The sequence below is a fragment of the Bradyrhizobium sp. T-1 genome, assembly GCF_053592855.1.
This window is the reverse complement of the sequence record NZ_CM132115.1, coordinates 8,175,281-8,188,647: the sequence shown is the minus strand read 5'-3', so window position 1 is coordinate 8,188,647 and position 13,367 is coordinate 8,175,281. Positions and strand designations below refer to the sequence as shown.

At 63.6% G+C, this 13,367-nt stretch carries 11 protein-coding genes and 1 pseudogene; 6 read left to right on the top strand and 6 right to left on the bottom strand.

Translation table 11 applies throughout. The features are described from left to right. Positions 1-102: 102 nt before the first annotated feature. On the bottom strand, positions 103-1,068 hold the full coding sequence (locus ACWAT4_RS39065) for a sensor histidine kinase (RefSeq protein WP_449729530.1): 966 nt from the start codon (positions 1,066-1,068) through the stop codon (positions 103-105). A 160-nt stretch (positions 1,069-1,228) separates the two neighbouring features. On the opposite strand from ACWAT4_RS39065, the pseudogene ACWAT4_RS39060 reads away from it, so the two are divergent. Continuing rightward, positions 1,229-1,432: pseudogene (locus ACWAT4_RS39060) on the top strand (SDR family NAD(P)-dependent oxidoreductase); the annotation flags it as partial. Positions 1,433-1,656: 224 nt separating this feature from the next. Here ACWAT4_RS39060 and ACWAT4_RS39055 read toward each other — a convergent pair. Both ACWAT4_RS39055 and ACWAT4_RS39050 read right to left on the bottom strand, forming a co-directional pair. Continuing rightward, the gene (locus tag ACWAT4_RS39055; RefSeq protein WP_449729529.1) at positions 1,657-3,015 is read right to left on the bottom strand and encodes a cytochrome P450; all 1,359 of its coding nucleotides are present in this window, start codon (positions 3,013-3,015) and stop codon (positions 1,657-1,659) included. Positions 3,016-3,158: 143 nt separating this feature from the next. Then, positions 3,159-4,394, bottom strand: coding sequence for an LLM class flavin-dependent oxidoreductase (locus ACWAT4_RS39050; protein WP_212424314.1), 1,236 nt, complete (start codon positions 4,392-4,394; stop codon positions 3,159-3,161). Between the two features lie 229 nt (positions 4,395-4,623). Between ACWAT4_RS39050 and ACWAT4_RS39045 the strand changes: the two genes are divergently transcribed. Together ACWAT4_RS39045 and ACWAT4_RS39040 are read left to right on the top strand one after the other, a co-directional pair. Then, positions 4,624-6,036 carry an MFS transporter gene (locus ACWAT4_RS39045; RefSeq protein ID WP_449729528.1) on the top strand — a complete coding sequence of 471 codons (1,413 nt, stop codon included), beginning with the start codon at positions 4,624-4,626 and terminating at the stop codon, positions 6,034-6,036. A 140-nt stretch (positions 6,037-6,176) separates the two neighbouring features. After that, positions 6,177-7,343: an extracellular catalytic domain type 1 short-chain-length polyhydroxyalkanoate depolymerase gene (locus ACWAT4_RS39040; protein WP_449729527.1), complete on the top strand. Its 1,167-nt coding sequence runs from the start codon at positions 6,177-6,179 to the stop codon at positions 7,341-7,343. Between the two features lie 29 nt (positions 7,344-7,372). Here the strand turns inward: ACWAT4_RS39040 and ACWAT4_RS39035 are convergent, their stop codons facing one another. Further along, positions 7,373-7,687: a hypothetical protein gene (locus ACWAT4_RS39035; RefSeq protein ID WP_212424317.1), complete on the bottom strand. Its 315-nt coding sequence runs from the start codon at positions 7,685-7,687 to the stop codon at positions 7,373-7,375. A gap of 131 nt (positions 7,688-7,818) precedes the next feature. Here ACWAT4_RS39035 and ACWAT4_RS39030 point away from each other — a divergent pair, with 131 nt between their 5' ends. After that, positions 7,819-8,187, top strand: coding sequence for a winged helix-turn-helix transcriptional regulator (locus ACWAT4_RS39030; protein ID WP_212424318.1), 369 nt, complete (start codon positions 7,819-7,821; stop codon positions 8,185-8,187). A gap of 61 nt (positions 8,188-8,248) precedes the next feature. Here the strand turns inward: ACWAT4_RS39030 and ACWAT4_RS39025 are convergent, their stop codons facing one another. Next, the gene (locus ACWAT4_RS39025) at positions 8,249-8,929 is read right to left on the bottom strand and encodes an MBL fold metallo-hydrolase (RefSeq protein WP_449729526.1); all 681 of its coding nucleotides are present in this window, start codon (positions 8,927-8,929) and stop codon (positions 8,249-8,251) included. Positions 8,930-9,101: 172 nt separating this feature from the next. Here ACWAT4_RS39025 and ACWAT4_RS39020 point away from each other — a divergent pair, with 172 nt between their 5' ends. Then, a complete protein-coding gene (locus tag ACWAT4_RS39020; protein ID WP_449729525.1) occupies positions 9,102-10,703 on the top strand; it encodes an alpha-amylase family glycosyl hydrolase in 1,602 nt (533 codons plus the stop codon). 176 nt (positions 10,704-10,879) lie between these two features. Here the strand turns inward: ACWAT4_RS39020 and ACWAT4_RS39015 are convergent, their stop codons facing one another. Then, on the bottom strand, positions 10,880-12,577 hold the full coding sequence (locus ACWAT4_RS39015) for an alpha-amylase family protein (protein ID WP_212302126.1): 1,698 nt from the start codon (positions 12,575-12,577) through the stop codon (positions 10,880-10,882). Positions 12,578-12,818: 241 nt separating this feature from the next. On the opposite strand from ACWAT4_RS39015, the gene ACWAT4_RS39010 reads away from it, so the two are divergent. Further along, a complete protein-coding gene (locus ACWAT4_RS39010; protein WP_449729524.1) occupies positions 12,819-13,310 on the top strand; it encodes an MmcB family DNA repair protein in 492 nt (163 codons plus the stop codon). Positions 13,311-13,367: the final 57 nt, after the last annotated feature.

The window sequence follows — 13,367 nt, the reverse complement described above, 5'->3', positions numbered from 1 at the left end:
TTCGCTTTCGCGCGGCTCGTTGCGCCATGGGCGTTGATTGAATCTGCGACGTGAGCTCCGGGATCGGTCCACCTCTCCCCGTGGGGGAGAGGTGACCCAACTCTATTCGCTCTTGGGAATGCGGCATTGCATGATGCAATGCAGGCCGGTCTTCAAATACGAGATCTCGGTCTTGCCGTCGAAGGCGGACAGTGCCGATTTCAGAAGCTTGGTGCCGAAACCGGGCGCGGAGATTTCGCCAACGGTCGGTCCCTCGGTTTCGTCCCACGTGACGGTCAGGCGATCGTCACTGACGGTCCATGACACCTGCAACAGACCGCGCGGCGAGGAGAACGCGCCGTATTTGCCGGCATTGGTGGCGAGCTCGTGAAACATCAGTGACAGCGTGACCGCGAGCTTCGGTGGCAGGAACAGGCGGTCGCCGTTGAGGGTGAAGCGGACATGGCCGTACGGGCCGAGCTCAGAGATCAGGAGGTCGCGGATGTCGCAGCCGGCCTTGTCGATCCGCGAGATCAGGTCGTCGGTCGCGGCGAGCGACCGTAGCCGGGGGTCGATCCGGTCCCAGACTTGGGGCTGATCGTGCAGTACCTGGTGCAGCACCGCATGCACGGTCGACAGCTTGTTCTTCAGTCGGTGCTGCAGCTCGTCGACCAGAACCTTGCGATAGTCCTCCTCTTCGATCAGGCGCCTGGAGATCCGGCGCTGCTCCGCCAGCATCGTGCGGTAGTGCTCGACGCCCCAGATGGTCAGCGCCGAGACGCCCCAATAGAGTGTCAGCAGCGCGAACCGCGCGCGATCCGCAAAGGCATCGCCGAAATTCACGACGACGCCGAGCACACCGCCGACCAAAGCCGTCACGACGCCGACCCGAAGACCTCCGAATGCGGCCGCGAAAAACACGGCCGGGAAGTACGGCGTGAAGTAGACGTCGGGGCGGACATGCGCGAGCCCCCAGCGCGCCAGGGTCGCAACCAGCAGGCAGGCCACTGCGAACGCAATGCTCAGGCCGAGCGATGGCGGCGCCACGCCCTGCCAGCCCTTGCGGAATTCGTCGATCAGCTTCCCCATGCGCAGCCCGGTGACGATATGCGTTCGAAAATCTCGTGGCGATTGAGAATGTTACGCATCCCGCATGCGCAAGCAAAGCTTGCCTCATCGGGAGCCGCCAGGAATAGCGATGGTTGCCGCGCCGGCTGCCGCTGCGGCGTCATCGGCCGGTGTCCGCTATTTGGCATCAAATCATTCGAAAACAGGGACATTCCACGGGCGGCTGGATGGCAAGGTTGCGGTGATCACGGGCGCGACGAGCGGGATCGGACCGCGTACTGCGAAAGTCTTCGTTGCCGAAGATGCCAAAATTGTGATCGCGGGTCGCCCTATACCGGAAAGCGAGGCGCTGGTGATGCGGCGCGTGGCTGCCTGTGTTTTCCGTTAGGTGCCGCGTTGTCCCGCGGAAAGCGTTCGATCAGGGCGCATAGCGCGCCACGGCGACGGAGCCGCAGGATGGGCAAACGCGCGCTCTTCGCGCGCCGTGGCCACGATCGGTGCCCGAACCCGGAGAGACGTGGTGGGACGCTTCCGCCTTCGCTCTTCGACAAGTCGCTTTGCCCACCCTGCGAAACCGGGTTTCCATCATTGCGAGGAGCGAAGCGGCACTCACACCGCCTTCACCCGCACCTTCAATCCATCTCGCGGCTTCGGGATCGGCCACATCTGCCAGTCCGGCTTGTAGCCGGGCTCCAGCGACACCTCGATGTTCTGCAGGAAGTGTCGGGCAAAACATTTCGCCTGCATGTAGGCGAAGTGCAGGCCGAGGCACATATGCGCGCCGCCGCCGAACGGCACCCAGGCGAAGCGGTGACGGTTGCGCTGGGCCTCTTCGGTGAAGCGCAAGGGATCGAAGCGATCCGGCTCCGGCCAGATGTCCTTCATATGATGCGTATACAGCGGATTCACGCCGACCGAGGTGCCGGCGGGAATGTGGTAGTTCCTGAATGTGAAGTCGCGCACCGCGCGACGTGGCATCGACGGCACAGGCGGCTTGAGCCGCAGAGCCTCCTTAAAGGCCATTTCCGACAGCGGCAGCTTATCGAGATCGGCGAAGCTCGTCGGCGCATCGGCCGAAAGGCCGAGGGTAAAGACCTCCTCGCGCAGCTTCTGCTGCCAGTCGGGATGCGCCGCAAGCTCGCCGATGAAGGACGTCAGCGACGAGGTCAGCGTGTCGTGCGCCGCCATCATCAGAAAGCTCATATGGTCGATGATGTCCTGGTCGGACAAAAGCGCGCCATCCTCATGAGTGGCGCGGCAGAGGTGTGAAAACAGATCGTCGCCGCCGTGATTGCCACGGCGGAGCGGGATCTGCTCACGGAAATAGGCAATGATGCGTTTGCGTCCCCTCACGCCGGCTGCCATCTGCGTGCCGGGCAGGGGACGGCGGATCGGGGCGACGGCAGCCGCGACCATATCGACGAAGGCGCGGTTGATCTCGTCGACCTCGGGCCCGATGTCGGCGCCGAGAAAGGACGTCGCCGCCAGATCCAGCGTGAGTTGCTTCATCGCCGGATAGAGCTGGATCTCGCCCGGATTTGCCTTCCATTGCGCCACGCGCGCCGAAATGCCGCGATCGAGATTGCTGAGATAAGACTTCATCGGCCCGGACTTGAACGCGACCGAGAGCGCCTTGCGATGCAGCCGGTGCTCATCGAAATCGAGCAGCATCAAGCCGCGCGGAAACAACCGTCCCAGCACGGGGTTCCAGCCGTGCTCGGACGAGAACTGCCTCTGCTGGTCGAACATCACGAGCTCGTTGGCCTCGGGCCCGAGCAACACCACGCTGGTCTCGCCGAATACATGGGTCCGATAGACCGGGCCGTACTTCCGCCCATTCGCCTCGATATGCCCCTTGGGGTCGGCCAGGACCTGGAGGGTCTTGCCTATGATCGGCCAGCCCTCATCGCCGGGAATGTGCTTCAACTGATTGCGCTTGGGCGGCGTAGGCCCAGCCTGCATCGACATGACGATTGCTCCGATTGGCTGTCCGAACAGAGATCGCGCGACCGCAACATAGAGACGGCCTGAGCCAGCTTGGCGAGGTCAGCATAGCACAGGCCATCATGATTTGCTTGTGAACGTCGTGATAGGCGTCACCTCATTGATGCCTATCGCTTCGCCGCCTCCTTCTGCAGATCCGGCGCGTTGACGGCGGGTATCGCGACGCGGCCGGCGCCGGTCACCTTCAGCGCCTCGGCCGCCTTCTCGTTCTGCATGATCTTGGCCATCACCGCCTGTCCCGCACGCTCGAAGATCGCGCGGTTTTCGATCACGAATTTCTGCGACTTGCGCAGGCCGTCAATGTAGCCGTTGATCTCCGGCACGACGTAGCGCGCGACCATGTCCCAGCTCCGGCGCGTGGCTTCCGGATTGGCCCAGTCGTGCACGAAGCCGATGATTGCGCCGACGCCGCCGGACACCTCCATCACGTTCTTGATGGTTTTGACGAGATCGTCGGGCGTGCCGATGGTGGATGCGGCGCCCTCGACGAACGCGGTCTTGTCCACGGCCTCGTCGGGCGAGGAGAATGCGGTCAGGCCCGGCCGTTGCAGCGTACCGACATTATATTCGTTGTGCCAGCGCATCAGCCCGGCGCCGGCCTCCTTGCGCGCCTGCTCGCGGCTCTCGGCGATGTGGAAGCTGAGGAGCACGCGCCAGTCGGCCCGGCTGACCGTTGTGCCGTGCTTCCTGGCGGCGTCCTCGGCGAACTGCCATTGCTGCTGCAGCGACATCAGCCCCTGTGTCGTCATCGAGCCCAGCGAGATGATGCCGATGCCGTATTTGCCGGCGAGCGTCATGCCCGACGGCGAGATCTGCGACGCCACCACGAACGGCATCTCCTCCTGCAACGGCAGGATCTGCAGCGCCGCGTCGTTCATGGTGAACCAGTCGCTCTTGGCGGTGACACGTTCGCCGCTGAAGAGACGGCGGATCACGTCGATCGCCTCATCCTGGCGGTCGCGCTGCGTCATCGGATCGATGCCGAGCGTATGCGCGTCGGACGCGAGGGCGCCGGGGCCGGAGCCGAAGATGGCGCGGCCGCCGGTCATGTGGTCGAGCTGCACCATGCGCTGGGCGACGTTGAAGGGATGGTGATAGGGCAGCGAGACCACGCCGGTGCCGAGCTTGATCCGCTTGGTGCGCTCGCCGGCCGCAGCCAGGAACATCTCGGGCGATGCGATCATCTCCCAGCCGGAGGAATGATGCTCGCCGCACCAGAACTCGTCATAGCCGAGCGCGTCGAGCTGCTCGACCAGATCGAGATCGCGCCGGAACTGGAGCATCGGATGCTCCCCGATCGGGTGATGCGGGGCAAGGAAGGCTCCGAATTTCAGGCGCGCCATGGCGTTCTCTCCGGCTGTCATTTTCTGTTTGTTAGATAGCGGAGGCTACGTGCCCGGTGCCACGAACGCAATCGCACGATGTCCCGCGCGGCGGAATGCTGGCATGCGTTAAGACGCTGCTGCGCCGTCCGAGGTTCGAGCACCTCGATTCCTACCTCCCAGGTAATCGCGCGGGTGACGCCAATCTGCGAGCTTGCCGCGCAAGCACATACCGTGGGCTCGCGCGCGAATGCATCAAACCGTCACAAGGCCAATCGATTCGACCCGCCGCTGGTGGGTGCTGGCGATCGTCGTCGCGGCGCAGTTCATGTTCGGCGTCGACGCCTTCATCGTGAACGTCGCGATCCCGACCATCGCTGTCGACCTGCACGCGACGCCGGCACAGATCGAATCCGTCATCGCGATCTATCTGATCGCCTATGCCACGCTGGTTGTCACCGGCGGCCGTCTCGGCGACATCCACGGCACGAAAAACGTGTTTCTCGCTGGCGTGCTTGGCTTTACCGCGACCTCGTTGTGGTGCGGCATGGCGTTCTCAGGCGCCGAGCTGATTACTGCTCGGCTGGCGCAGGGCGCGACCGCGGCGCTGATGGTGCCACAGGTGCTGGCGACCTTGCATCTGCTCTTCACGGATGATTCGCGCAGCCGCGCCTTCGCCATCTATGGCATCGTGCTCGGGCTTGCGGGTGCCGCCGGCTTCCTGCTCGGCGGTCTCCTCGTCACGATCGACCTTGCCCACGCCGGCTGGCGCTCGGTGTTCTTCGTCAACGTGCCCTGTGGCCTCGTCATCGCGATCGCCGCCTGGCGCATCATGCCGGCGGCGCCGCGCCGGGCCGGCACGAAGCTCGACGTCAAGGGCAGTGCGGTTCTGTTCGCCGGCCTGTTGTGCCTGATCGGCCCGCTGCTGTTCGGTCACGATGTCGGTTGGGCGCCATGGCTGTGGGCGGTGATGGCGACGGGTGCTGCCATCCTCGCAGCGTTCCTGAGGCTCGAGCATGCGGTTGCGCGCGCCGGCGGCATGCCGCTGATCGACCTCTCGCTGCTGGCGGACGCAGCGTTCCTGCGCGGACTCGGCGCTGCCTTCTTTTTCTTCGTCGCCAATCTCTCGTTCTATCTGGTGATGACGCTGTTCATGCAGCGCGGCCTGAAAATTGCGCCGCTCGCCGCCGGCCTCGCCTTCGTTCCGCTCGCGCTCGCCTTCGTCGTGGCCTCGCGCCATAGCGGCGCGCGCGCGAAGCGTCGCGGCACGGGCGTGCTGATCGAAGGCTGCGCGCTGCAGATCGCCGGTCTCGCGGCGCTCGCGCTTGTCGCAGATCTGATCGATGCCCCGACGCCGCTCATGCTCGCACTCGTCATGATCGTCTTCGGCTACGGCCAGGGGCTGGTGATGGCGCCGCTTTCAGGTGTGGTGCTTTCGACTGTGAAGCCTGTTGCGGCCGGTTCTGCCTCCGGCATGTATGGCACCACGGCGCAGATCGGAAATGCGGCCGGAGTGGCCGCAATTGGTGCGATGTTCTTTGCGGTCGAAACGCTGCAATCAGCGCGCGCAGGATTTCTCGTTTCGCTTGCGCTGTTCGCGGCGTTAATCATGATCTGTGTCGCATTTCTGTCTTGGATGCGCCGCACCGCTGCACGAAGTTGAGGCATCGCGGTTAATTCATGCCGATTCCTGCTGGATTTTGCGTGATTCCGGGGGGCCGGCAGCACACGGCCTTTTCATTTTGCACTGCAGCAACTATCTGGTCTGGGTAAACGTTGAGAGCCGCCCACCAGGAATTTACCGTGTCGTTAGCCCGTAATGTCGACCTTCTGAGACGTCTGCCCAGGATGGACGGTCTGCGCTTGCCTGACTTTGGCGCGAGCGCCGATGCCGCCAGTCCGCTGGTGGAGGTGACCGGCTTTGGCGACAATCCCGGTCATTTGCGCATGTTCGCGTTCGTGCCGGCGCAATTGCAGAAGCCGCAGGCGCTCGTCGTCGTGCTGCACGGCTGTGGCCAGACCGCAGCAAGCTATGACCTCGGTGCGGGCTGGTCGACGCTCGCACGTCACTACGGCTTTGCGCTGGTGATGCCCGAGCAGCAGCGCATCAACAACGGCAACACCTGCTTCAACTGGTTCAACCCTGAAGACACCGCGCGCGACAGCGGCGAGGCGCGTTCGATTCGCGAGATGATCGCGCATATGGTCCGGACGCATCGCATCGATCCCAAGCGCATCTTCATCACCGGCCTCTCCGCCGGCGGCGGCATGACCTCCGTGATGCTAGCGACTTACCCGGAAGTTTTCGCGGCCGGTGCGGTCATCGCAGGGCTGCCTTACGGCATTGCGTCGAATCTGCGCGAAGCGCTGGACGGCATGTTCCATTCCCCGGAGCGGCCCGAGCGCGAGCTTGGCGATTTCGTGCGGCGGGCTTCCAACCATCGCGGGCCCTGGCCAAAGATGTCGGTGTGGCACGGCAGCGCCGACCGCACCGTCAATCCCGGAAACGCCAGCGAGATCGTCAAGCAGTGGCTGGATCTGCACGATCTGCCGATGACGCCGATGGCGGAGACCAATGTCGACGGTTATCCGCGCCAGGCCTGGTGGAACAAGGACGGCGAGACGCTGGTCGAGTCCTATGCCATCACCGGCATGGCGCACGGAACGCCGCTCGGGCTTGCCGACAACGACCAGCGCTACGGCGTCGAAGGCGCATTCCTGATCGAGGCCGGCATTTCGTCGTCCTATCACATCGCAAAGTTCTTCGGCCTGACCGGCTGGATTGCGGATGCGAAGAAAAAGACGGAAGCAAAAGCCGCGCCCGCCCGCTCACCCGCGCCGCATCTCGCCCGCTCGATCCGTGCGAAGGTCGCCGAAGAGAAGGCCGAGCCGAAGCGCGAGGAATCCCGCAGCTTCGATCTCGGCCAGATCATCACGCGCGCGCTGACGGCCGCGGGCTTGATGAAGTAGCCCCACTGTCGCGCGCCCCGGAATGACGGCTACTTGGTCTGATCGATCATCTCGATCGGAGTTGCCGTGACCTCGCCGCCGGAGACCTGCCGCGTCATCGCCGAATAATGCTTGAAGAAGTCGCGCGATTGCAGCGTCTTCTGGGCGCCCTCGTCGGCGACGCTGGCGAGGTGAAAATAATGGCCGTCGTCGCGGTTCTTCAGGACGCGATAGCCGATCCGCCCTTTCAGCTCCGGATCAGCGTCGATCGCCTTGATGAAGCGGCCGATCTCCTGGTGCCAAGCCTTTATCGAATCCTCCGTCGCGCCGTTCTTGAACTCGTATTTGATCATGAAGTGCTTCATGTGACGCTCCTTGTCCGCTGTGCACCATCATCTGCGCCTTGTGCGCCACCCTGCAAGTACGGACAAAATTGATAGTATGGACTTTTTCGCCGTCGCTCCTATCCTTCTTCCCCACACATGGAGGAGACGGCATGGCGAAGGCAACCGCTCCGCGCGCCTGTCCGGTCGCGGCGTTTCAAAAGATGATCAGCGGCAAGTACAAGCTGCGCATCGTCTGGGACTTGAAAGACGGCCCGCGCCGCTACGGCGAGATCCGCAGTGGCCTGTTGCGCGGCACATTGGGCAGCGCCGAGATCACCCCGCGCGTGCTCAGCCGCGAATTGAAGGCGCTGACCGCGAGCGGTCTGATCGATCGCAAGGATTTTGGCGAGGTGCCGCCGAAGGTCGAGTATCGCCTCACCCGCAAGGGCAAGAGCTTTGTGCCGGTCGTCGCGGCGATCCGCGAATGGGGCGAGCGCAATCTCGGCGGGACGGCGGCGCTGGCGGACGCCGCCGAGTAGCGCATGATCCGGAAAAGTATGAAGCGGTTTTCCGATCAGATCATGCGCAAACGAAAAAGGCTTACATCTCGCCGGTGATGAACGGATTGGTCATCCGCTCCTGGCCGATGCTCGAGCCGGCGCCATGGCCGCAGATGAAGCCGACATCGTCGCCGAGCGGCAACAGCTTGGTCAGAATCGAGTTGATCAGGGTGGCGTGACTGCCGCCGGGCAGATCGGTGCGCCCGACCGAGCCCGCGAACAAGACGTCGCCGACATGGGCGAAGCGCAGATCCTTGTTGAAGAACACCACGCTGCCCGGCGAGTGACCGGGGCAATGCAGGATGTCGAATTTCAACCCGCCGATCGACACGGCATCGCCCTCGTCGAGCCAGCGGTCCGGCTCGAAATTACGCACGCCCGTCATGCCGAAGCGCGCGCCGCTCTCGACGACGTTGTCGAGCAGGAACTTGTCCGCGACATGCGGGCCCTCGATCGGTACCTTCAGCGTATCGCGCAACTCGGCTGCGCCGCCGACATGATCGATATGACCGTGGGTCAGCCAGATCTTCTCCACGGTGACGCCGGTCTGCTTGATCGCTTCCAGGATCTTCGGCACGTCGCCGCCGGGATCGATCACCACGGCCTTCTTGCCGGGCTCGTCCCAGATGATGGTGCAGTTCTGCTCGAACAGCGTCACGGGAACGATGATCGCGCCGGCCTTGGCTTTCGAGGAGTCCTGGGTCTCATTTTGCTCGGTCATGGCCTCACAATGCCGATTTTTGCTGCGCCGCCAAGCAAAAGATTCGGGGGCTTGTCCGGGAACAGCCGCGCCTTCCGTCACACGCCCGTCCCAATTCGCCCGCCAGTTTGAACCGGGGCGTTGCTTCCGCGTTCTCCCGCGCGAGAAGCAGATTTTGGATGGTCTTTCCGGCATGGCACAGGGCAGCGAGAATTGGTGGCGCGACGGCATCTTCTACCAGATCTATCCGCGCTCATTTCAGGACTCCGACGGTGACGGTGTCGGCGATCTCGCCGGCATTTTGCGGCGGTTGCCTTACGTGAAATCGCTCGGCGTCGATGCAATCTGGCTGTCGCCGATCTTCCCCTCGCCGATGGCCGATTTCGGCTACGACATCTCCGACTATACCGGCATCGATCCGCTGTTCGGCACGATGGCGGATTTCGATGCGTTGCTTGCGGCCGTGCATGAGAACGGATTGAAGCTGATCCTCGATCTCGTCCCCAACCACACCTCAGACCAGCATCCCTGGTTCGTCGAGAGTCGCTCTTCGCGCGACAACCCGAAGCGCGACTGGTACATCTGGCGCGACCCTGGCCCCGACGGCGGCGTGCCGAACAACTGGCTTTCGGAATTCGGCGGCAGTGCGTGGCAGGTCGATGCGGCGACGGGTCAATATTACTACCACGCCTTCCTCGCCCAGCAGCCGGACCTCAACTGGCGCAATCCCGATGTCCGCGCCGCGATCTACGACGTGATGCGCTTCTGGCTGGAGAAGGGCGTCGACGGCTTTCGCGTCGATGTGATCTGGCATCTGATCAAGGATGCCGCGTTTCGCGACAATCCACCCAACCCGCATTATGTCGAGGGCCGGCCGCCGAACGAAAAGATCCTCACTCAATATTCCACCGACCAGGCGGAGGTGCATGACGTCATCGCCGAGATGCGGCGCGTGACGGATGCCTATTCGGCGCGCGTGCTGATCGGCGAGGTCTATCTGCCGCTGCACCGGCTGATGGCCTATTACGGCAACGATCTCACCGGCGCGCAGATGCCGTTCAATTTCGCGCTGCTTTCGACCTTCTGGAGCGCGCGCTCGATCGAGACGATCATCGAGGATTACGAGAAGGCGCTGCCGCGCGGCGCCTGGCCGAACTGGTTGCTCGGCAATCACGATCGTCCGCGTGTGGCGAGCCGCGTCGGGCCGGAGCAGGCCCGCGTCGCCGCCATGCTGCTGCTGACCCTGCGCGGCACGCCGACGCTCTATTACGGCGACGAGATCGGCATGCATCAGCTCGCCATCGCGCCGGAGGACGTGCAGGACCCCTTCGAGAAGAACGTGCCCGGCATCGGTGTCGGTCGCGACGGCTGCCGTACCCCGATGCAATGGGATTTTTCGGAGTTCGCCGGTTTCTCGGAAACCAGGCCGTGGTTGCCGTTGCCGGAGGATCATGTCCGCGAAAACGTCGTAAATCTCGATGCCGACGCGCGCTCGATCCTCAGCCTCTACAAGCGCCTGATCGCATTGCGAAGGACCTGCCCGCCGTTGGTCTCAGGCGACTATCATCCGATCGCCGCGCAGGGCGATCTCCTGGTCTACCGTCGAGAGGCCGCGGGCAGGTCGCTCGTCATCGTGCTCAATCTCGGCCCCGAGCCGATCGCGGTCACCACCAGCGCGCTCCGCTTCGGCAGCGAGATCCTGCTGTCGACGTTTCTGGATCGCGAGGGGGAAAGGCTCGAAGGCGTGCTGGATTTGCGGGGGAATGAAGGCGTGGTGGTCGTGCCGCCGGCCTAGCCGTCGTCCCGGGGGCGATGGCGTCATTCTCCGATGTCGTCCTGGACAAGCGAAGCGCAGATCCAGGACCCATTACCACAGGGGCTGGTTTGGCGACTACTCGGAGTGACCGTCTCCGCGCGACAACGACCTTTTGGGGTAATGGGTCCTGGCTTTCGCCAGGACGACGATGGGGGCTACCCCTTGCGCCCCTTCCGCACCGTCGTCGCATCCACATCGCTCCGCTTCAGCAGATAATCCAGTCCGCCGACGCGGTACCAGCGATAACCGTAGGGCTCCAGCACGACGCGGTGCTGGCCGCGCTTGTCGGCGTGGCTGTGGTCTTCCGCCAGCAGATTGATCAGATGCTTGCCGGCTTCGCCGGGCAGCCCGGCCGAGAACGCGATCTCGCGCGGCTTCTGGTTGAGGTTATGCACGAACAGCACGGAATTGCTGCGCCAGTCATAGCGGATGATGAAGATGGCGGGATCGCGCGTCGGGATCACGGTGAAATCACCCCAGCCGATCTCCGGCACCTCCTTACGCATGCGGACGATGCGTTCGGTCCAGTTCAGCATCGAATTCGGATCACGCCGCTGCTTGGCGACGTTGACGTGCGGATAGCCGTACGGCCCCTGGTCGATCACGGGGCTGGCCGGCTTGTCGCTCTTGGTGAAGCCGCCATGCGGTTCGGTCGACCATTGCATCGGCGTGCGCGCGCAATTGCGTTCGGACAGCGAGAGATCGTCGCCCATCGCGATCTCGTCGCCATAGCGGATCACAGGTGTTCCCGGCAGGGTGCACATCAGGCTGTAGGCGAGCTCGAGCCGCCTGCGGTCGCCACCGAGCATCGGCGCAAGTCGGCGCCTGATGCCGCGATCGTAAAGCTGCATGTCCTTGTCGGGGCCGAACGCTGCAAACACAGTGTCGCGCTGCGCCTTGGTCAGCCGGCCCAGGTCGAGCTCGTCGTGATTGCGCAGGAACAGGCCCCATTGCGCCGAGGCCGGCCGCGGCTTGGTGGCCTTCAGCGACTTCGCCAGCGGACGCGAGTCGCCGGACGCCAGCGCATAGAACAGATGCTGGTTGACGTGGAAGTTGAACATCATGTGCATCCGGTCGGCATCGCGGCCGAAATACTCCATGTCGGTATCAGGCAGCACATTGGCCTCGGCCAGGATGATGGCGTCGCCCTCGCGCCATTGCAGGAATTCGCGGAACGCGCGCAGCATGTCGTATTGCTCGGCGGGCTTTTTGACTTTCGCGCCCTTGGCCGCGATCACGAAGGGCACGGCGTCCATGCGGAAGCCGGAGACGCCGAGCTGAATCCAGAAGCCCATGATCTTCAGGATCTCCGCCTGCACACGCGGATTCGACGTGTTGAGATCGGGCTGGAAATCGTAGAAGCGATGGAAGTAATACGCACCCGCGTCCTTGTCGCGCGTCCAGGTCGATTTCTGCACGCCGGGAAACACCATGCCCTTGTTCGCATTGGCCGGCTTCTTGTCCGACCAGACATACCAGTCGCGATAGGGTGAATTCCTGTCGCGGCGCGCCTCCTTGAACCAGTGATGCTGGTCCGAGGTGTGGTTGACGACGAGATCGATGATGACGCGGATGCCGCGCTGCTTGCAGCCATGGGTGAACTCGACGAAGTCGCCGAGCGTGCCGTAGCGGGAATCGACGCTGTAATAATCGGCGATGTCGTAGCCATCGTCGCGGCCCGGCGAGGTCTGGAACGGCATCAGCCAGATCGTGGTGATGCCGAGGCCGTGCAGATAATCGAGCCGGCGCAGCAGCCCCTTGAAATCGCCGACACCATCGCCGTTGGCATCCATATAGGTGCCGACCGACAGGCAATAGATGATGGCGTTCTTGTACCAGAGATCATCGATCATGCGGCAGCCGCCTCAATGCGCCCGCCGAGGTGCGGCGGCTGCGTGATAAGTGCTGTGATGAGATCGGGTTCCCATCCTCGCCGTCGTCCAGGACAAGCGAAGCGCAGATCCAGGACCCACCACAGGGGGTAGTCTGGCGAAGGCTCGTGGCTAGCCGTTCGCGCGACAACGACCTTTTGGGGTGATGGGTCCCAGCTTTCGCCAGGACGACAGCGGGGGTGGAATCGGCTACTCTCCCCGTATGGATAACCCCGCCCGCAACATCGCTCTTGTTCCGCCGCCCGATCGCCGCCAGTCCGAGACGGCGCTGGCGATCGCGCGGGGCACGGCGCGGCTGCTGCGCTCGCTCGGCTTTTCCTGCATCAGCGAATTGCCGCTGCCGTCGGGACGCCGCGCCGATCTGGTGGCGCTGAACGAGCGCGGCGAGATCTGGATCGTCGAGATCAAGTCATCGGTAGAGGATCTGCGCGCCGATCAGAAATGGCATGAATACCGCGCCCATTGCGACCGGCTGTTCTTCGCTTTCACGCAGGATTTGCCGTGCGAGATTTTTCCGCAAGACACCGGCCTGATCATCGCGGATGCCTATGGCGCGCACATGCATTGCGAGGCGCCCGAGCACAGAATCGCGGCCGCCACGCGCAAGCAGATGACGGTGCGGTTCGGCATGGCGGCGGCATTGCGCATCAACCGCCTGGTCGATCCGCAAGGGCACGCGGATTTTTGGGAATAGCGGCGCCGCAAATGCAAGAGTCGTAGGGTCGGCAAAGCAGAAGCGTGCCCACCAAAC

Excerpts from the sequence above, each read along its gene's own strand:
- ACWAT4_RS39035 (WP_212424317.1), bottom strand. The coding sequence starts at position 7,687 with ATGAAGCACTTCATGATCAAATACGAGTTCAAGAACGGCGCGACGGAG.
- ACWAT4_RS39045 (WP_449729528.1), top strand. The coding sequence starts at position 4,624 with ATGCATCAAACCGTCACAAGGCCAATCGATTCGACCCGCCGCTGGTGG.
- ACWAT4_RS39025 (WP_449729526.1), bottom strand. The coding sequence starts at position 8,929 with ATGACCGAGCAAAATGAGACCCAGGACTCCTCGAAAGCCAAGGCCGGC.
- ACWAT4_RS39050 (WP_212424314.1), bottom strand. The coding sequence starts at position 4,394 with ATGGCGCGCCTGAAATTCGGAGCCTTCCTTGCCCCGCATCACCCGATC.
- ACWAT4_RS39065 (WP_449729530.1), bottom strand. The coding sequence starts at position 1,068 with ATGGGGAAGCTGATCGACGAATTCCGCAAGGGCTGGCAGGGCGTGGCG.
- ACWAT4_RS39055 (WP_449729529.1), bottom strand. The coding sequence starts at position 3,015 with ATGTCGATGCAGGCTGGGCCTACGCCGCCCAAGCGCAATCAGTTGAAG.
- ACWAT4_RS39020 (WP_449729525.1), top strand. The coding sequence starts at position 9,102 with ATGGCACAGGGCAGCGAGAATTGGTGGCGCGACGGCATCTTCTACCAG.
- ACWAT4_RS39030 (WP_212424318.1), top strand. The coding sequence starts at position 7,819 with ATGGCGAAGGCAACCGCTCCGCGCGCCTGTCCGGTCGCGGCGTTTCAA.
- ACWAT4_RS39015 (WP_212302126.1), bottom strand. The coding sequence starts at position 12,577 with ATGATCGATGATCTCTGGTACAAGAACGCCATCATCTATTGCCTGTCG.
- ACWAT4_RS39010 (WP_449729524.1), top strand. The coding sequence starts at position 12,819 with ATGGATAACCCCGCCCGCAACATCGCTCTTGTTCCGCCGCCCGATCGC.